18 protein-coding genes are annotated in these 16,017 nt (G+C 68.9%); 10 read left to right on the plus strand and 8 right to left on the minus strand.

Features of this window, described 5'->3' with window-relative positions:
* Nucleotides 1-23: 23 nt before the first annotated feature.
* The 5 genes from miaB (at nucleotide 24) to ACIQC9_RS12670 (ending at nucleotide 4,966) form a co-directional block, all read left to right on the plus strand.
* Nucleotides 24-1,403, plus strand: a complete 1,380-nt coding sequence (gene miaB / locus ACIQC9_RS12650; RefSeq protein WP_400616410.1) for a tRNA (N6-isopentenyl adenosine(37)-C2)-methylthiotransferase MiaB — start codon at nucleotides 24-26, stop codon at nucleotides 1,401-1,403.
* A complete protein-coding gene (locus ACIQC9_RS12655) occupies nucleotides 1,393-2,388 on the plus strand; it encodes a PhoH family protein (protein ID WP_400616412.1) in 996 nt (331 codons plus the stop codon). Before miaB ends, ACIQC9_RS12655 begins: the two co-directional genes overlap by 11 nt.
* On the plus strand, nucleotides 2,385-2,846 hold the full coding sequence (gene ybeY, locus ACIQC9_RS12660) for an rRNA maturation RNase YbeY (RefSeq protein WP_400616414.1): 462 nt from the start codon (nucleotides 2,385-2,387) through the stop codon (nucleotides 2,844-2,846). The genes ACIQC9_RS12655 and ybeY overlap by 4 nt, the downstream gene beginning before the upstream one ends.
* Nucleotides 2,821-4,422 (plus strand): apolipoprotein N-acyltransferase, encoded by a 1,602-nt coding sequence (gene lnt, locus ACIQC9_RS12665; RefSeq protein WP_400616416.1) that lies wholly within the window; start codon nucleotides 2,821-2,823, stop codon nucleotides 4,420-4,422. Before ybeY ends, lnt begins: the two co-directional genes overlap by 26 nt.
* Before the next feature lie 142 nt (nucleotides 4,423-4,564).
* On the plus strand, nucleotides 4,565-4,966 hold the full coding sequence (locus ACIQC9_RS12670; RefSeq protein ID WP_400616418.1) for a helix-turn-helix domain-containing protein: 402 nt from the start codon (nucleotides 4,565-4,567) through the stop codon (nucleotides 4,964-4,966).
* A gap of 6 nt (nucleotides 4,967-4,972) precedes the next feature.
* Here the strand turns inward: ACIQC9_RS12670 and ACIQC9_RS12675 are convergent, their stop codons facing one another.
* Entirely contained in the window at nucleotides 4,973-5,482 is a 510-nt protein-coding gene (locus ACIQC9_RS12675; protein WP_400616420.1) for an S-type pyocin family protein, read from the minus strand.
* A gap of 118 nt (nucleotides 5,483-5,600) precedes the next feature.
* On the opposite strand from ACIQC9_RS12675, the gene coaBC reads away from it, so the two are divergent.
* A complete protein-coding gene (coaBC, locus tag ACIQC9_RS12680) occupies nucleotides 5,601-6,821 on the plus strand; it encodes a bifunctional phosphopantothenoylcysteine decarboxylase/phosphopantothenate--cysteine ligase CoaBC (protein WP_400616422.1) in 1,221 nt (406 codons plus the stop codon).
* 10 nt (nucleotides 6,822-6,831) lie between these two features.
* A complete protein-coding gene (dut, locus tag ACIQC9_RS12685) occupies nucleotides 6,832-7,281 on the plus strand; it encodes a dUTP diphosphatase (RefSeq protein WP_400616424.1) in 450 nt (149 codons plus the stop codon).
* Nucleotides 7,282-7,287: 6 nt separating this feature from the next.
* Here dut and ACIQC9_RS12690 read toward each other — a convergent pair whose 3' ends face one another.
* A complete protein-coding gene (locus ACIQC9_RS12690) occupies nucleotides 7,288-8,394 on the minus strand; it encodes an MltA domain-containing protein (RefSeq protein ID WP_400616426.1) in 1,107 nt (368 codons plus the stop codon).
* Complete coding sequence (gene timA / locus ACIQC9_RS12695; RefSeq protein ID WP_400617350.1) at nucleotides 8,391-9,035, minus strand: TIM44-related membrane protein TimA; 645 nt, start codon at nucleotides 9,033-9,035, stop codon at nucleotides 8,391-8,393. Before timA ends, ACIQC9_RS12690 begins: the two co-directional genes overlap by 4 nt.
* 201 nt (nucleotides 9,036-9,236) lie before the next feature.
* Between timA and secB the strand changes: the two genes are divergently transcribed.
* A complete protein-coding gene (secB, locus tag ACIQC9_RS12700; protein WP_400616428.1) occupies nucleotides 9,237-9,740 on the plus strand; it encodes a protein-export chaperone SecB in 504 nt (167 codons plus the stop codon).
* 4 nt (nucleotides 9,741-9,744) lie between these two features.
* Here secB and dnaQ read toward each other — a convergent pair whose 3' ends face one another.
* The 5 genes from dnaQ to ACIQC9_RS12725 are packed head-to-tail and all read right to left on the minus strand — an operon-like array spanning nucleotide 9,745 to nucleotide 13,380.
* On the minus strand, nucleotides 9,745-10,455 hold the full coding sequence (gene dnaQ / locus ACIQC9_RS12705) for a DNA polymerase III subunit epsilon (RefSeq protein ID WP_400616430.1): 711 nt from the start codon (nucleotides 10,453-10,455) through the stop codon (nucleotides 9,745-9,747).
* Nucleotides 10,456-10,461: 6 nt separating this feature from the next.
* Entirely contained in the window at nucleotides 10,462-11,103 is a 642-nt protein-coding gene (gene coaE, locus ACIQC9_RS12710) for a dephospho-CoA kinase (RefSeq protein WP_400616433.1), read from the minus strand.
* On the minus strand, nucleotides 11,100-11,921 hold the full coding sequence (locus tag ACIQC9_RS12715) for a shikimate dehydrogenase family protein (protein WP_400616436.1): 822 nt from the start codon (nucleotides 11,919-11,921) through the stop codon (nucleotides 11,100-11,102). Before ACIQC9_RS12715 ends, coaE begins: the two co-directional genes overlap by 4 nt.
* Entirely contained in the window at nucleotides 11,918-12,463 is a 546-nt protein-coding gene (locus ACIQC9_RS12720) for a Maf family protein (RefSeq protein ID WP_400616439.1), read from the minus strand. The genes ACIQC9_RS12715 and ACIQC9_RS12720 overlap by 4 nt, the downstream gene beginning before the upstream one ends.
* A 47-nt stretch (nucleotides 12,464-12,510) precedes the next feature.
* Complete coding sequence (locus tag ACIQC9_RS12725) at nucleotides 12,511-13,380, minus strand: pyruvate, water dikinase regulatory protein (protein ID WP_400616441.1); 870 nt, start codon at nucleotides 13,378-13,380, stop codon at nucleotides 12,511-12,513.
* Nucleotides 13,381-13,895: 515 nt separating this feature from the next.
* On the opposite strand from ACIQC9_RS12725, the gene hemE reads away from it, so the two are divergent.
* On the plus strand, nucleotides 13,896-14,954 hold the full coding sequence (hemE, locus tag ACIQC9_RS12730) for a uroporphyrinogen decarboxylase (RefSeq protein ID WP_400616443.1): 1,059 nt from the start codon (nucleotides 13,896-13,898) through the stop codon (nucleotides 14,952-14,954).
* Entirely contained in the window at nucleotides 14,951-16,012 is a 1,062-nt protein-coding gene (hemH, locus tag ACIQC9_RS12735) for a ferrochelatase (protein ID WP_400616445.1), read from the plus strand. Before hemE ends, hemH begins: the two co-directional genes overlap by 4 nt.
* Nucleotides 16,013-16,017: the final 5 nt, after the last annotated feature.

A 16,017-nucleotide genomic window follows, 5' to 3' on the forward strand; every position in this document is an offset into this window, starting at 1 on the left:
GTTTGCCCACTAAAACCGCCCGCATGACCGAGACCCTTGTCCCGCCGAAGGCCGGGCAGGCGACCAAACGCCTGTTCATCAAGACCTACGGCTGCCAGATGAACGTCTATGACTCCGAGCGCATGGCCGACGTCCTGCGCCCGCTTGGCTATGCCTCGACGGATACGCCAGAGGACGCCGACTTCGTCATCCTGAACACCTGCCACATCCGCGAGAAGGCGGCCGAGAAGGTCTATTCCGAGCTCGGCAAGCTGCGCCAGATGAAGGAGGCGCGCGAGGGCGGCATGACCATCGCCGTCGCCGGCTGCGTCGCCCAGGCCGAGGGCGAGGAGATCATGAAGCGCCAGCCGGCGGTGGACCTCGTGGTCGGCCCGCAGGCCTATCACCAGCTGCCCGAACTGCTGACCCGCACCGCCCGCGCACGCGGCGAGCGTATCGGCGCCGACTTCGCGCCGGACGACAAGTTCGACGCCCTGCCGAAGGCGCGTGGCGTCGACGGCGTCACCGCCTTTCTGACGGTGCAGGAGGGCTGCGACAAGTTCTGCACCTTCTGTGTGGTGCCCTACACCCGGGGCGCCGAATGGTCCCGGCCGGTCGCCGCCGTTCTGGAGGAGGCGCGCCAGCTGGCCGACAAGGGCGTGCGCGAAGTCACCCTGTTGGGCCAGAACGTCAACGCCTACGACGGCGAGGGACCTGACGGGCAACCCGCCAGCCTCGCGAAACTGGCCGAGGCGCTGGCGGACATCCCCGGCATCGACCGCATCCGCTACACCACCAGTCACCCGAACGACTTCACCGACGAGCTGATCGCCGCCCACCGCGACCTGCCGCAGCTGATGCCCTATCTGCATCTGCCGGTTCAGTCGGGCTCGGACCGCATCCTGCGGCTGATGAACCGCAAGCACGGCCGCCAGAAGTATTTCGACCTGATCGACCGCATCCGCGACGCCCGGCCGGACATGGCGCTGTCGGGAGACTTCATCGTCGGCTTCCCCGGCGAGACCGACCGGGACTTCGAAGACACCATGGATCTGGTCCGGCGCGTCAACTACGCCTCGGCCTTCTCCTTCATGTATTCGCCTCGCCCCGGCACGCCAGCCGCAACGATGGGAGCACAGGTACCGGATGTGATCGCGCGCGAGCGCTTGCATGCGCTGCAGGCGCTGCTGACCGAACAACAGATCGCCTTCAACCGGTCGCAGGCCGGCCGCGTCCTGCCCGTGCTGTTCGAACGCAAGGGCCGCCACGGCGCCCAGGCCATCGGCCGATCACCCTTCCTGCAGTCGGTTCACGTCGATGACGCGGATCATCTGATCGGCCAGATCGTTCCGGTCGAGATCGAACGCGGCCAGCAGAACTCTCTCGCGGGCCGGCTCCAGACAAAGGTTTCGAATGCCGCGTGAGTCCGAGTTCCTGTCGCTGGGCGACGAAGCGCTTCACGCCGTCATCGGCCCGCATAGCCGCCACGTCGCCCTGATCGAGGACGCCTTCAAGGTGCTGGTCGAGACGCCCGGCGGGGGCGTCAGCATCAACGGTTCGGCCAGGGACCGGGCGCAGGCCAAGCGGGTCATCCAGATCCTCGCCGACCGCGCGGAGACCGGGGCCGAGATCACCGAGGCCGATGTGCGCGCCGCACTGGGCGCCGCCGTGGCCGCGCCGAGAGCGGGGCAGGGGGCAACGGTGTCGAACGCCTCGGCCCTGCCGGTCGGCCGGCGCGGCGCCATCGCGCCCAAGACGGCGGCGCAGGCCCGCTATCTGGAGCTTCTGTCCCAGTGCGAGCTGACCTTCGGCGTCGGCCCCGCTGGCACCGGCAAGACCTTCCTCGCCGCCGCCTATGGGGCGTCCCTGCTGCGCCGGGGACAGGTTGACCGGCTGGTCATCACCCGGCCGGCGGTCGAAGCGGGCGAGAAGCTGGGTTTCCTGCCCGGCGACCTGAACGAAAAGGTCGACCCCTATCTGGCGCCGATCTGGGAGGCCCTTAACGACATTCTCGGTCCGGACGACGTCCGCCGTCGTCGTGACAAGGGCGAGATCGAGGCGGCGCCGATCGCCTTCATGCGCGGCCGCACCCTGGCCCACGCCTTCATCATCGTGGACGAAGCCCAGAACCTGACGCGCCTGCAGATGAAGATGGTGCTGACCCGTCTCGGTGAAGGTGCGCGCATGGTGGTCACCGGCGATCCCAGCCAGATCGATCTGCTGAACCGCCGGGACTCCGGCCTGTCTCACGCCCTGCGCATCCTCGACGGGGTGAAGGGCACGGGGGTGCTGAAGTTCGAGGCCTCGGACGTGGTCCGCCACGCCATGGTCGAGCGGATCGTGCGCGCCTACGACGCCGACGCCGCCAGCCAGCGGCCGGCCGCCGACCTCGAAGACCCTGACCGGTGATCGAGGTCGAGGTTGAGGATGCGGCCTGGACCGCCGACCTGCCGGAGGTCGCGGCGGTGGTGGAACGCGCGGCCTCTGCGGCGCTGGGCAAGGTGGAGGGCGATGTCGTCGTCCTGCTGACCGATAACGAGGCGGTGCGCGAGATGAACGCCCGCTTCCGGGACCGCGACCGGCCCACGAACGTGCTGTCGTTCCCGGCGGCCGAAAGCGCGGCGCCGCATCTGGGCGACCTGATCCTCGCCCACGGCGTCTGTGTCGAAGAGGCGCGGGCGCAGGGCAAGAGCCTCGCAGATCACGTCAGGCATCTGACGGTCCACGGCGTCCTCCACCTGCTCGGCCGCGACCACGAGGACGACGCAGAGGCCGAGGAGATGGAGGCCGAAGAACGGGATATCCTTGCCGGGCTGGGCGTCGCCGATCCATACAGCGACGATGAGCGCTTCCCCGACGACGCCTGACGCCGCCCCTCTTCGCCGCCGCCCGAGTCTGGATGGCCGTTGGGTGCGCATCGGACTGGCGTTACTGGCGGGCGCGGGCGCGGCATTGGCTCATCCGCCCTTCGGCTTTCTGCCGGGCCTCCTTGGCTACCCCCTGCTTCTGATCCTGAGCGAGCGGTCGCGGACGACGCGTGGCGGCTTCTGGATGGGATGGCTGGCGGGCTTCGCCTATTTCTTCGTCAGCTGCTGGTGGGTGGCGGAAGCCTTTCTGGTCGACCCGGCGCAGGCCTGGATGGCGCCCTTCGCGGCCTCGCTGTTGCCGATCGGTCTGGCGCTGTTCTGGGGTGTGGCGACGGCGCTGTATCGCCGGCTGGCTCCTGTCGGCATGCGGCGGGTGCTGGTGTTCGCAGCCCTGTTCTGCGCGCTGGAGTGGCTGCGTGGGCACGTCCTCACCGGCTTTCCATGGAATCCGGCCGGGGCCAGCTGGAAAGCTGGCTCGGCCGCCTCTCAGTTTGCGGCCGTGGTCGGGGTGTACGGCCTGAGTTTCGTGACCGTAGCCGCGGTGTCGGCCTTTGCCCCGCTCGCGACAGGCGAAGCCCGACGCCCCCGGGCCATCACGGCCGCCCTCGGCGTGCTGGTTCTGATCGGACTTGTCGGCGGCGGCCTGTCGCGTCTGTCGCAGGCGCGAGTGGTTCCAACCGAGGTGCTGGTCCGGATCGTACAGGCCGACATCGACCAGACGACCAAATGGTCGCCGGAGGTCTATCAGAGCATTCTGGATCGTTATCTGCGGCTGACGGTCCAATCCGCCGGACGCCGACCTGACCTGATCGTCTGGCCGGAGGGCGCCCTGCCCGCGACGGCCAATGACGTGTTCGGATCGTCCGACGCCGTCGCGCTCGCCGGGGCGGTCCAGCCCGGCCAGAGTCTTATCCTCGGCCTTGGCCGGGGCGAACCGGATCCGTCGGTAGCCGAGGGCGCCCGCTACTACAACAGCCTCATGGTGCTGACCGATGAGGGCGGGAACGGCCTGCGTCTGACCAGCGTCTATGACAAGCATCGGCTGGTGCCGTTCGGCGAATATCTGCCGGGCAGCGCGGTGCTGACGCCGCTGGGTTTCCGGGCCCTGACCCATATGCCGCTGGACTTTACTCCGGGTCCGCGGCCCGCGCCGATCTCCATACGGGGCGCAGGACGAGCGCAACCGCTGATCTGCTACGAGGGCCTGTATCCCGGCTTCACCCCGGCCGGCTCGGGGCGGCCCGGGTGGATCATCAACATCTCCAACGACGCCTGGTTCGGGCGGACCTCCGGCCCTGTCCAGCACCTGAATCTCGCCAGCTATCGCGCCATCGAGACGGGCCTGCCGATCATCCGTTCGACGCCGACCGGGGTGTCGGCCGTGATCGATCCGTGGGGCCGGGTCGTGCCGGGACAGTCGTTGGGGATGGGAGAAGAGGGCGTGATCGACGCCTTCCTGCCCCGGCCGGCGCCGGCGACGCCTTATGGCCGGTGGAGCGATATCCCGTTTGCGGCGGCGGTTGTCGCCGGCCTTCTGGCTGCGCTGCGTCGCCGCCGCGCCCGACCGAACGTGTGAGGGAACAGCGTTTCCCGTAACGGCTGCGCATATGGTCAAGCTTGCGCAACCGTGACGCGGACTTGCCTGTGTTTTGCGATTTTTTGGTGACAGACGGATTCGTCCGGCGCATGCAAACGCCCGTGAGGGCGAGGAGATCACCATGGTCAAGGTGAGGGGGCAGGACGGACCGCATCCGGTGGACCGGCACGTCGGCCGTCGGGTTTGCGAGAAACGTCTGGCGCTCGGCTATAACCAGAGCGACCTCGGCCGGGCCCTGGGCCTGACCTTCCAGCAGATCCAGAAGTACGAGAAGGGCGCCAACCGCATCTCGGCGTCCAAGCTGTTCGACATCGCCCGCTTCTTCAAGGTCGACATCGGCTACTTCTTCGACGGCCTGAACGCCGAGGCCGGTGTCGCGGAAGACGGCGCGGCCTTCGATCACGAGCATCCCGCCACCCGCTACACCATCGAGATCGGCCGGTTGGCCCCGCAGCTCAGCACGGACCAGCAGAAGCTGGTGCTGGACCTGATCCGCAACCTGAAAGCCAGCCAGGCCGACTGACCCCGGTCAGCCCTCTGCTCGCTGTCGTCGCTGGCCGAATGTCGGCGCGGCCGCCTTCTGCTCCGCCCAATAGTCCGCGCCCCCGTCCGGCTTGAACATCGTCCGGGCGGTCCCGTCCCGCGCCACCACGGCGAAGGTGTTGGTCGAGGCCTGATAGATCAGGGTGTCGCCATTGGGACGTTTAACCGTCTCGGCGTCTGCCGGCGGACTACCGGTGAAGGCCTCCAGTCGCGCCAGATAATCCTCGGCCGTCCGCGCCCCGAACGCTGCCCCGTTGCGCTCGAACAGGCGAGCGACCTTGGCGTCCACGGTCTCGCGCCGGTTGGCCGTCACGACCGGCTTCGCCTTGCCGGGCGCGCCCGGGTCAGCTTCTCCGACATTCACGCCCGCGGCCCGCGCCGGTTCAGACGCCTCGACCGATCGGTCCCGCGTCTCCACGGCCGACGCGTTTTCTCCACACGCGCCCAGCGTCATCGCCGCAAGCACAAGCCCGCCCGCCATCGTGGTCCTGAGCATCAAACCCTCCATCATTGAACCCACCGGCGCGGACATAATCATAGGTTATATGTTCGCGCAATGTTCCATTCGAAGACTCGTGCTCGACGAGCCGGGACCGCATCGCTACATCAGGCCCATGACCCAGCTGTCCGGACGCAAGGTGTTGCTGATCGTCGGCGGCGGCATCGCCGCCTACAAGGCGCTGGAGCTGGTGCGGCTGCTCGGAAAGTCGGGCGCCGAGGTCATGAGCGTGCTGACGTCGGCCGGGGCGGAGTTCGTCACCCCGATGTCGCTGGCGGCCCTGACCGGCCATCCCGTGCGGCAGGGCCTCTTCATGCCGGACGACGAGACGGCCATGGGCCATATCGAACTGTCCCGCTGGGCCGATCTGGTCGTGGTTGCGCCGGCGACGGCGGGCCTGATCGCCAAGGCGGCGAACGGGCTGGCCGACGATCTCGCGTCCACGACCCTGCTGGCCACCGACAAGAAGGTGCTGCTGGCCCCGGCCATGAATGTGCGCATGTGGCTGCACCCGGCGGTTCAGGCCAATGTCGAACGGCTGAAGGCCTTCGACGGCTTCCATGGCGTCGCCGTGGTCGGGCCCGATGAGGGTGAGATGGCCTGCGGCGAGTTCGGCCCCGGCCGTATGGCGGAGCCGGCGGCGATCCTCGAGGCGATCTCCGGATTGCTGGCCGGACCCGATGGCCGGCCGCTGGCGGGGCGCAAGGCCGTGGTGACCGCCGGTCCAACCTTCGAGCCCATCGATCCGGTGCGCGGCCTGACCAACCGGTCCAGCGGCAAGCAGGGCTATGCCATCGCCGAAGCGCTCGCCGGACTGGGCGCCGAGGTGACGCTGGTCTCCGGACCGGTCGCTCTGTCCGCGCCAGTCGGCGTGACACGGGTTTGGGTGGAGACGGCGCGCGAGATGCAGGCGGCGGTCGATCAGGCCCTGCCCGCCGACATCGCCGTGATGAGCGCGGCCGTGGCTGATTGGCGCGTGGACGGCGTGGCTTCCGGCAAGATCAAGAAGGCCCCCGGCGGGCCGCCGTCATTGGCCCTGATCGAAAACCCGGACATCCTCGCCGGCGTGTCGGCCAAGGGGACGAAGCGGCCCGCCCTCGTTGTCGGCTTCGCCGCCGAGACCACGGATCTGGAGACCAACGCCCGCGCCAAGCTGTCCCGCAAGGGCTGCGACTGGATCGTCGGCAATGATGTCTCCGACGACGTGTTCGGGGCCGACGGCAACGCCGTGACCCTGTTCACCAAGGACGGCGCCGCCGATGTCTGGCCGCGCCAGTCCAAGACCGAGGTGGCCCGAAAGCTGGCCGTCCGCATCGCCGATCACTTCAAGGGCTGAGAGACCTCGCATGACCACCGTCCGCGTCGAACGCCTTCCACATGCCGACGGCCTGCCCCTGCCCGCCTATGAGACCTCGGGCTCGGCCGGCATGGACCTGCGCGCGGCGGTGCCGGACGGCCAGCCGATGACCCTGCAGCCGGGCGCGCGGGCGCTGGTGCCCACAGGACTGAAGATCGCTCTGGAGCACGGCTATGAAGCGCAGGTGCGCCCCCGCTCCGGTCTGGCGCTGAAGCACGGGATCACCTGCCTGAACTCGCCGGGTACGATCGACAGCGATTACCGTGGCGAGGTGGGCGTCATCCTCGCCAACCTCGGACAGGAGCCCTTCGTCATCCAGCGGGGCGAGCGCATCGCTCAGATGGTCATCGCCCGACACGAACAGGCGGCCATGGTCGAGGTCGCAGCGCTTGACGAAACCGCACGCGGCGTGGGCGGCTTCGGCTCCACAGGACGGTGACGCCGTCTACTTCGGAATAAGCCGCCACATCCTGAGCGGATGACGCACCGCGCCGGCCTCCTCGCCTGCCGCATGGCCGCGGCCCATGTAGAGATCGGCCCGCACCGGCCCGCGTATAGCAGAGCCCGTATCCAGCGCGGCGACCAGCCCATGATAGCTGCCCCGCGCACCGGCCAGATCGCCGCCGTCCGCGCTGATCCACACCAGATCGCCATAGCGCCAGTGCGCCGGGTCCACCGCGATGGCGCGCCGCGCAGGCAAAGGCGCCCCGGCGGCGCCGGCGGGATCGCCGCCATCGTCCGGAGCCATGCGGAAGAAGATGTAGCGGGGGTTCAGCGCCATCACCGCCTGCGCTTCCCGGCCGCGATGTGACGCCAGCCATGCGCGAATCGCCTCTCCGGAGGTTCCGTTCCGTGGGAGCAGGCCCTGCTCCGCCATCCGCCGGGCGATGCCTGTGAAGGTGCGCCCGTTGTCGGCCGCATACGAGGCGCGAGCCTTCGACCCGTCCTCGAAGGTCAGATAGCCCGAGCCCTGGATCTGCATAAAGAACAGGTCTTCGGCCCGCATCCATGCAAGGGCGTCACGGGCAGGCGAGGCCTCGATGTCGGCTCGCGTCGGCAACGTGTCGCCGCGCTTCCAGCCCGACGGCGCGGCGCGCACCGGCGTGTCGAAATCGCCCGAGGGCGAGCGGCGGGCCGGATACTCGGGTGCGAAATAGGAGGTCAGCAGACCCGGCCGGCCGTCGTCGTTGCGCTGCTCCACGACGCTGAAGCCGCTCTCGAAGAAGGCGCGCGCCATGGATGGCGTGACCGGACGGGATGTGCGGCGGATGTCCATCGCGCGATCGCACTGGCGACGGGCGGCCTCTTCGCGGGCGATGCTGCAGGCGGCCGACCACGCGTCGAAGGCCGCGAGGAAATCCTCATGATCCCAGCCCGGTAGAAGCGTGGGACTGTCAGGCGCGGGCGACGCCGGCGTCGGGCCCGGTCCCGTTGGAAGCGGCGCGGGCGCGGGCGGCCGCGGCAAGGGTGCGACCGGCGGAGTCCCGGAGACGCAACCCGCGAGCAGGGCCGCGCAGGCGAGGACCCCGGCCCAGGCCCGCGCCAGCCTCATGCGCTGGCGGCTTCGGTCCGGGCCAGCACCCAGTTGGGGTCCGCCGCGCCAAGGGTGCGCTCAAAGGTCCATATCTCGGCCACGCGCCTTTCCTCGACCGCCTCCTCGGCGGCCGGGTCAGCGGATTTCACCCGGTTGCGCAGCTCGGCGAGGAACCGGACCTTGGCGACGGCGCGGTTCTCCTCGGCCGTGGCCAGTTCCAGATCGGCGCGGGCCGGATGCACGAACTCCGCGATCTCGGTCTCTCCGCGGGCCTCGCGGGCGGCGATGCCGGCCTCGAAGGACTCCATCACCACCGGCTTCAGCAGGGGCCGGAGCGTATCGCGGTCGCCGCCGGCGTAGGCCCGCACGATCGTCTCGTGCGCCTGACGCGCGCCCTCGAGGAAGCGGACGGGGTCGAAGTTGGGATCGCGGGCCTTCAGGCCGGCGATGGAGGCGAGGGTCACGGCGTCCAGCACCTGACCCGCACGCGGCTGGGGTTGGCCGTCAGGCGCCACGGCGGGACCGGCCGGAACGGGCGGCTTGGCGCGGGCGTCCTCCTCGGGCTGACGGCCGACTTTCTTGCCCAGCACATTGTAGAGCTGGAACAGCACGAGAGCCGCGATCACGGCGAAGATGACGATCTGAACCTGGGTGGGGATCACTGGCGGTCTCTGATGGGCGCCGGCAGGGCGCGGCACGCGAGGAATGACGATTAGGGCCGGATATGGGGGTGCGCAAGGCGAAGCGCTGCCCCTGACAACCCGGAAACCGGCGCGTCGTTGCCGCAGGGGGCCGTCCATGATAGTCGCGGCGCCTTCTTCCGGCCGCGAATGGCCCTCCTTCTTTCAGACAGACCTCCGATGACCGACGCCGCCCCGCCCGCCGACGCCAACGCCCCGCTGGAAGGCGCGCCGCAAGGTCCGGGCTTCCGGATCCTGGCCCAGTACGTTCGCGATTTCTCGTTCGAGAACCCCAAGGCGCCGGACAGCCTGCGTATCGAAGGCAAGCCCCAGATCGATCTGGGCGTCGAGATGAACGCCCAAGGCCGCAAGGACGGCCTGTTCGAGGTCGAGCTGCGCCTGTCGGTGCGCGCGACCGGCGACATCGGCGCGGTCTTCAACGTCGAGCTGCTGTACGGCGGCCTGTTCGCCCTGTCCGGAGTCGCCGAGCAGGACATCGAGCCCATGCTGCTGATCGAATGCCCGCGCTACCTGTTCCCGTTCGCGCGCGAGATCATCGCCCGCGCGACCTCGGACGGCGGCTTCTATCCGCCCTTCATGCTGGACCCGATCGACTTCGCCTCGATCTATGTGCAGCGCCAGCAGCAGATCGCGCGCGGACCGGCGGAAACCGGTCAGGCCTGATCCGTCAGGCGGCCTCGAGGCCGTAGCCTTCCCACAACGACCGGTCCTTCAGCGTCGCCTTCAGGAAGGCGACGTGCGCCTCGCGTTCGGCGTCGGTCAGACGCGGCTGCAACGGACGGGGTCGCGGACCGTGGCCGCCCGCGGCAATGCCTGCCGCCGTGGAAATCGAGACCGTCGCGGACGCCAGATCCAGCCGGCGCTCCTTGCCGCCCTTGAGCTCCAGATAGACCTCGGCCAGCAGACGGGCGTCGATCAGGGCGCCGTGCAGGGTGCGTTCGACCAGCGAGACCTTGAAGCGCTTGCACAGGGCGTCGAGCGAGTTGGCCATGCCCGGGAACTTGCGCTGGGCCAGTTCCAGCGTGTCGATCCAGCGCGTTTCCTCGATCAGCGGATGGGCGCAGCGGCCGCACTCATGATCGATGAAGTTGCGGTCGAAGCGGGCGTTGTGGGCGATCACCGGCGCATCGCCGATGAATTCCATCAGGTCGTGGACGATCTCGGCGAACTTCGGCGCGTCCTTGACCTTGTCGTCAGTGATGCCGTGCACGCGGATGGCGTCGGGCGGGATCAGCCGCTCCGGATTGACGAACCGGTGGAAGGTCCGGCCGGTGGGCAGCAGATCCTCGATCTCGATACAGCCGACCTCGATCAGCCGGTCGCCCGTTTTCGGGTCGAAGCCGGTGGTTTCGGTATCGAGAACGATTTCGCGCGCCATGTTCCCTTAATGGGGCTGTTCGACCGATTTCGAAAGAGTCCGGCGGCGGCTGGTCCAGCCTGCTGACAGAACCATCCCCACGATTTCGCGCACGCGGGCCCGGGCGGCGTCCAGGCCTTCGCCGGTGTCGATGACGAAGTCGGCGCGGCGGCGCTTCTCGGCGTCGGGTGTCTGGCGGGCGAGGATGGCCTCGAACCGCTTGAGGGTCATGCCGGGCCGGGCGAGGACGCGGGCGGCCTGCACCTCGGCGGGGGCCGTAACCACCACCACCGCATCGACGGCGGCGTCACCGCCCGTCTCGAACAGCAGCGGAATGTCCAGCACGGCGAGACGAGTTCCGCGGGTTTCGGCCTCGGCCAGATCGGCGAGGCGACCCTGTATCACCAGCGGATGGACGATGGCTTCCAGGGTCCCGAAGGCAGCCTCGTCGCGACCGAGGGCATCAGCCAGTCGGGTGCGATCCACGGCGCCGTCAACGACCACTCCGGGGAAGGCCTCGCCGACCTGAGCCACCGCAGCTCCGCCCCTTGCGTAAAGACGATGCACGGCGTCGTCAGCGTTCCAGACCAGCGCCCCTTCTTCAGCGAACATGGCCGTCGTCGTCGACTTGCCCATGCCGATGGAGCCGGTGAGGCCCAGCACGATCATCCGCCCACGCCCTCCAGATGCGCCAGCAGCAGCGGCCGCAGGTCCAGCGGCGGCGGGGGTCGGCGGAACAGGGCCTCGAACGAGGGTGCGGCCTGACCGACCAGCATGGCGAGGCCGTCGACCGTCGTCAGGCCTCGCGCGCGGGCCGCCTTCAGGAAGGCGGTCTCGACCGGCCGGTAGGTCATGTCCATGACCACCGCGCCGGCCGACAGATGATCAAGATCGATCGCTGGCTGGATGCTCAGCGCGTTGATGATCAGGGCGGCGTCGCGGACGACGGCTTCGTCTTCGGCCACAGACACCCGGTCCCCGAGTTCCGCCGACAACGCCTCTGCCCGGTCGCGCGAGCGGTTGAGCAAACGAACTTCCGCGCCGGCATCGACCAGCGAGCCGACCGCGGCACGGGCCGCCCCGCCCGCACCCAGCACGACGACGAGACTGTCCCTCAACGTGAGCTTTGGCGCCTGATCGGTCAGGGCGATCAGCAGGCCCTCGCCGTCGGCGCTGTCGGCGTGAACCCGGCCGTCCTCGAAGACGAGGATGTTGGCGGAGCCCACGCGGCGGGCGCGGTCCGTAGAGGAGTCCGCGAGACCGAACGCCTGTTCCTTGAAGGGCGCCGTGACGTTCAGGCCGAGAAGCAGACCGGCCCGTCCGGCTGCGACCAACGCCTCGAACCTCGCCGGATCGCGGGGGCGGAATGGCACATAGGCCCCATCCATCCCGGCGGCGGCCAGCCAGGCGTTGTGCATGACCGGACTGAGGGAGTGGGCGATCGGATCGCCCGCGATACCCGCGACGGCGGCGGCTCCGGTGATCATGGCGTCAGCACCCCCGCGCGCCGCAGCTCGGCCAGCACCGGCCACAGCGGCAGTCCGAGGACCGTGAAATAGTCGCCGTCGATGGTCTCGAACAGCTGGGCGCCCATGCCCTCCAGCCGGTAGGAGCCGACACAGGACAGCAATCCTTCGCCCTCGGCTGTCAGATAGGCGTCGAGGAAGGCGTCGGAGAAGTTTCGAACATTCATCGCCGCCGTGTCGACGCCCGACCAGACGATCTGGCCGTTCCGGGCCAGCGCCGCGCCGGAGTGCAGGGAGTGAGTGCGTCCGCGCATCGCCGAGAGGCGCGTGCGCGCGTCCTCAAGCGAGCGGGCCTTGGACACCAGACCGCCGTCGAAGGCCAGCGTCTGGTCCGCGCCAAGCACCCAGGCGTCTCCATCATGACGCGACACCGCCAAGGCCTTCGCCCGGGCCAACTCGACCGCCAGCCCGGCCGCGTCGGCCGGATCGTGGCCGATCTTCAGCGCATCCTCGTCCACATCGGCGACCTGGACCGTGAACGGCACGCCGGCGCCTTCAAGCATGGCGCGGCGGGCGCCGCTCCTTGATGCGAGGATCAATCGCTCACCGCTCACGCCGGCGCGCCCAAGCGGTGTGAACGGCGCTCGTTCAGCAGGTTGATGATGGCGGCCGCCGTCTCCTCCACCGATCGGCGGGTCACGTCGATCACAGGCCAGCCGCGGCGCTCGAACGCCCGGCGCGCCTTGACCGTCTCGTCGCGCACAGCGTCATGGTCGGTATAGGCGAAGGCCCTGTTGGCCTGCAGGCCGTCAAGCCGGTTGCGACGAATCTGCACCAGCCGGTCCGGCGACACCGTCAGGCCGATGACCAAAGGGGTCTTGAGGGCCGTCAGTCGCTCTCCGTCTTCCTGACCCGGCACCAGCGGCACATTGGCGGCGCGGATGCCCCGGTGGGCCAGATAGATGCAGGTGGGCGTCTTGGACGTCCGGCTGACCCCGCACAGCACCACGTCGGCGGTCTCCAGTTGCTCGGTCGTGCCCTGTCCGTCGTCGTGCGCCATGGCGAAGTCCAGTGCGGCGATGCGATTGAAATAGTCGGTGTCCAGCACGTGCTGCACCCCCACCCGGGTCGTCAGCGCCGCGCCCAGATAGCGGGACAGGGCCCCCACCAGCGGGTCCAGCGCCGCGATCTGGGGCACGTCCAGCTTGCGGCAGCCCTCTTCCAGCTGATCGCGGAGGTCGCGGTCGACCAGGGTGTGGAGCACGACTCCCGGCAGGCTCTCGATCTCTTCCAGCACCCGCTCCATCTGCTTCTCGGAGCGGACGAGGGCGTAGATGTGCTCGATCGGGATCACGCCCTCGAACCGGGCCACGACCGCCTTGGCCAGTGCGTTCAGCGTCTCACCCGTCGAGTCCGAGACCAGATGGACGTGGAAATAGGTGGCGAGGCGCGAGGCGCCGGCGGGTCGGGCGGCGCTCATTGACGGGTCGTCCCTGAGGAAAGACTCACGATCGGCTGTCCATGACGTGCGGACTCCTGTGGATCGGACGGGGCGCCGTTCGGCCCGACCGGGGCGCCGATACCTATAGCCAAGCCGGTCAGCGGCTGCGAGCGGGGATGACGGGGGACGACGGGCGCCGGTCCGCGACGAGTCGTCCACCTGCCGCGGCGTCTCCATCGTGCGGATGTGGACATCCTTAACAAATCCTTAAAAGTCCCCGGCCCCATCTACGCCTTGAACCCTGCCAAGCCCTTGTCGATTAAGGACTCGTTAGAACCTTTCCACCGGCATCCCCAGCCCTCGGCTGAACCGGGATCCGTCCCCACCGCCAGCGGGAAAACCCGGCCGGATACGGACAATGAACGCGGTTCATCCCCGTCGTCCCCGGCCCTGCCTTCTACCTCCATCTCTTTCGATTCTTTCTTGAGAAGGGATAGGGGTGCGACACCGGTCCGGGCTTGAGACCGGTCCGGTCGACCGGTAAGCCGACGACGATGACCAGCCCGACAGACCAAACCGGCGAAACGCCCCTCCTGCTCAAGGTTCTGGCGGGGGAGACGACAGCGCGTCCACCGGTGTGGTTCATGCGTCAGGCCGGGCGTTATCTGCCCGAGTACAGGGCTCTGCGGGCGGAAGCGCCGGACTTCATCGCCTTCTGTCTGAACCCGGGCATGGCCGCCGAAGCGACGCTGCAGCCGATGCGGCGTTTCGGTTTCGACGCCGCCATCGTGTTCGCCGACATCCTGCTGATCCCCCGGGCCCTTGGTCAGGACGTCTGGTTCGAAACCGGCGAAGGCCCAAGGCTCGGCGCCCTGCCTGTGATCGGTCGGATGGAGGAGCTGGCGGCTGGCGCGGGCGAACATCTGCATCAGGTCGGCGAGACCCTGTCTCGCGTGCGGGCGGAGCTGGAGCCCGAGCGGGCCCTGATCGGCTTTGCGGGGGCTCCGTGGACGGTGGCGACCTATATGCTGGACGGCGAGCACCGAACCATCGGAAAGGGCGAGCGGGCCCAGGCCCGGGCCTACGCCTATCGCGAGCCGGAGAAGGTCGACGCCCTTCTGGACGTGCTGGTCGAGGCGACGGCGCGGTATCTGAAGATGCAGGCCGACGCCGGCGCCCAGGTGCTCAAGATCTTCGAAAGCTGGGCCGAGGGCCTGCCGGACGACCTGTTCGAACGGCTGGTGCTGAAGCCCCACCAGGCGCTGGTCGCCCGCACGCGAGAGCTGGGCGTCACCGTGCCCCTGATCGGTTTTCCGCGCGGATCGGCGGCGCTGGCCGAGCGCTATGCCGCCGAATGCGACCTGCAGGCGGTGGCGCTGGACACCGCCTGCCCGCTCGAGGTCGGCAAGCGGGTGCAGGCGATCAAGCCGATACAGGGCGCGCTGGATCCCCTGCTGCTGCTGACCGGCGGCGAGGCGCTGGACCGCCGGGTTGATCAGCTGATGGAGGCCTGGGGGCAGGGGCCGTGGATCTTCAATCTCGGCCATGGCATCACGCCAGAGGTGCCGATCGCGCACGTCGAACAGGTGCTGAAGCGGATCGGCGCCCAATGACGGCTCCGATGCCCAACCGCCGTGTCGCCGTCGTCCTGACCAATCTGGGCGGGCCGGACGGGCCGGATGCGGTCAAGCCCTTCCTGTTCAATCTCTTCAACGACCCGGCCATCATCGGCCTGCCGGGGATCGTGAGGACGCCGCTGGCGAAGCTGATCTCGTCGCGGCGGGAAACATCGGCCCAGGCGAACTACAACCTCATGGGCGGCGGTTCGCCCCTGCTGCCCGAGACCCTCAAACAGGCAGACGCCCTGTCCGCGCGCTTGTCGGAGACCGCCCCCGGCGACCAGACCCGCGTCTTTATCGCCATGCGCTACTGGCATCCGTTCACCGAGCAGACGGCGCGAGAAGTGGAGGCCTTTCAGCCCGACCACATTGTCCTGCTGCCGCTGTACCCGCAGTTCTCCACCACCACGACGGCGTCCTCTCTGAAAGCGTGGCGTGAGGCCTACAAGGGCTCGGGCGAGACCCATGTGGTCTGCTGCTATCCGGACGCCGACGGACTGGTCGAGGCGCAGGCGCGGCTGATCCGTCAGACGATCGACAAGGCTGGCGATGAGCCTGTGCGGGTGCTGTTCTCGGCCCACGGCATCCCCGAGAAGCTGGTCGCGAAAGGCGATCCCTATCAGGCGCAGGTCGAGGCGACGGTGGCGGCGGTGGTCGCGCGCATGGGCCTGACCGACTGGATGATCTGCTATCAGAGCCGGGTCGGACCCCTCAAATGGCTGGGCCCGTCGACGCCGGAAGCCATCCAGCAAGCGGCCGATGACAAGGTCGGCGCGGTGGTCGTGCCGATCGCCTTCGTCTCCGAACACGTCGAGACCCTTGTCGAGCTGGACCACGAGTATGGCGAGCTGGCGAAACAGATCGGCTGTTCGCCCTATCTGCGCGCGCCCGCCGTCGGCGTTGAACCCGCCTTCGTCTCCGCCTTGGCTGACGCGGTGGCCTCGGCGCTCGAAACGCCTGGCACGGCGCCACAGGGCGCCTCCGCCGGTCGGCCATGCGCCAATTTCGGTGCATGCCCCTCAGGCTGTGCAAAGACGCGTCGGGCGGCCTAGAACAG

Source organism: Brevundimonas sp. NPDC092305 (assembly GCF_044755415.1).
In the GTDB taxonomy this organism is placed as follows: Bacteria; Pseudomonadota; Alphaproteobacteria; order Caulobacterales; family Caulobacteraceae; genus Brevundimonas.

Excerpts from the sequence above, each read along its gene's own strand:
- miaB (WP_400616410.1), top strand. The coding sequence starts at position 24 with ATGACCGAGACCCTTGTCCCGCCGAAGGCCGGGCAGGCGACCAAACGC.
- ACIQC9_RS12655 (WP_400616412.1), top strand. The coding sequence starts at position 1,393 with ATGCCGCGTGAGTCCGAGTTCCTGTCGCTGGGCGACGAAGCGCTTCAC.
- lnt (WP_400616416.1), top strand. The coding sequence starts at position 2,821 with ATGAGCGCTTCCCCGACGACGCCTGACGCCGCCCCTCTTCGCCGCCGC.
- ACIQC9_RS12670 (WP_400616418.1), top strand. The coding sequence starts at position 4,565 with ATGGTCAAGGTGAGGGGGCAGGACGGACCGCATCCGGTGGACCGGCAC.
- ACIQC9_RS12675 (WP_400616420.1), bottom strand. The coding sequence starts at position 5,482 with ATGCTCAGGACCACGATGGCGGGCGGGCTTGTGCTTGCGGCGATGACG.
- coaBC (WP_400616422.1), top strand. The coding sequence starts at position 5,601 with ATGACCCAGCTGTCCGGACGCAAGGTGTTGCTGATCGTCGGCGGCGGC.
- dut (WP_400616424.1), top strand. The coding sequence starts at position 6,832 with ATGACCACCGTCCGCGTCGAACGCCTTCCACATGCCGACGGCCTGCCC.
- ACIQC9_RS12690 (WP_400616426.1), bottom strand. The coding sequence starts at position 8,394 with ATGAGGCTGGCGCGGGCCTGGGCCGGGGTCCTCGCCTGCGCGGCCCTG.
- secB (WP_400616428.1), top strand. The coding sequence starts at position 9,237 with ATGACCGACGCCGCCCCGCCCGCCGACGCCAACGCCCCGCTGGAAGGC.
- dnaQ (WP_400616430.1), bottom strand. The coding sequence starts at position 10,455 with ATGGCGCGCGAAATCGTTCTCGATACCGAAACCACCGGCTTCGACCCG.
- coaE (WP_400616433.1), bottom strand. The coding sequence starts at position 11,103 with ATGATCGTGCTGGGCCTCACCGGCTCCATCGGCATGGGCAAGTCGACG.
- ACIQC9_RS12715 (WP_400616436.1), bottom strand. The coding sequence starts at position 11,921 with ATGATCACCGGAGCCGCCGCCGTCGCGGGTATCGCGGGCGATCCGATC.
- ACIQC9_RS12720 (WP_400616439.1), bottom strand. The coding sequence starts at position 12,463 with ATGCTTGAAGGCGCCGGCGTGCCGTTCACGGTCCAGGTCGCCGATGTG.
- ACIQC9_RS12725 (WP_400616441.1), bottom strand. The coding sequence starts at position 13,380 with ATGAGCGCCGCCCGACCCGCCGGCGCCTCGCGCCTCGCCACCTATTTC.
- hemE (WP_400616443.1), top strand. The coding sequence starts at position 13,896 with ATGACCAGCCCGACAGACCAAACCGGCGAAACGCCCCTCCTGCTCAAG.
- hemH (WP_400616445.1), top strand. The coding sequence starts at position 14,951 with ATGACGGCTCCGATGCCCAACCGCCGTGTCGCCGTCGTCCTGACCAAT.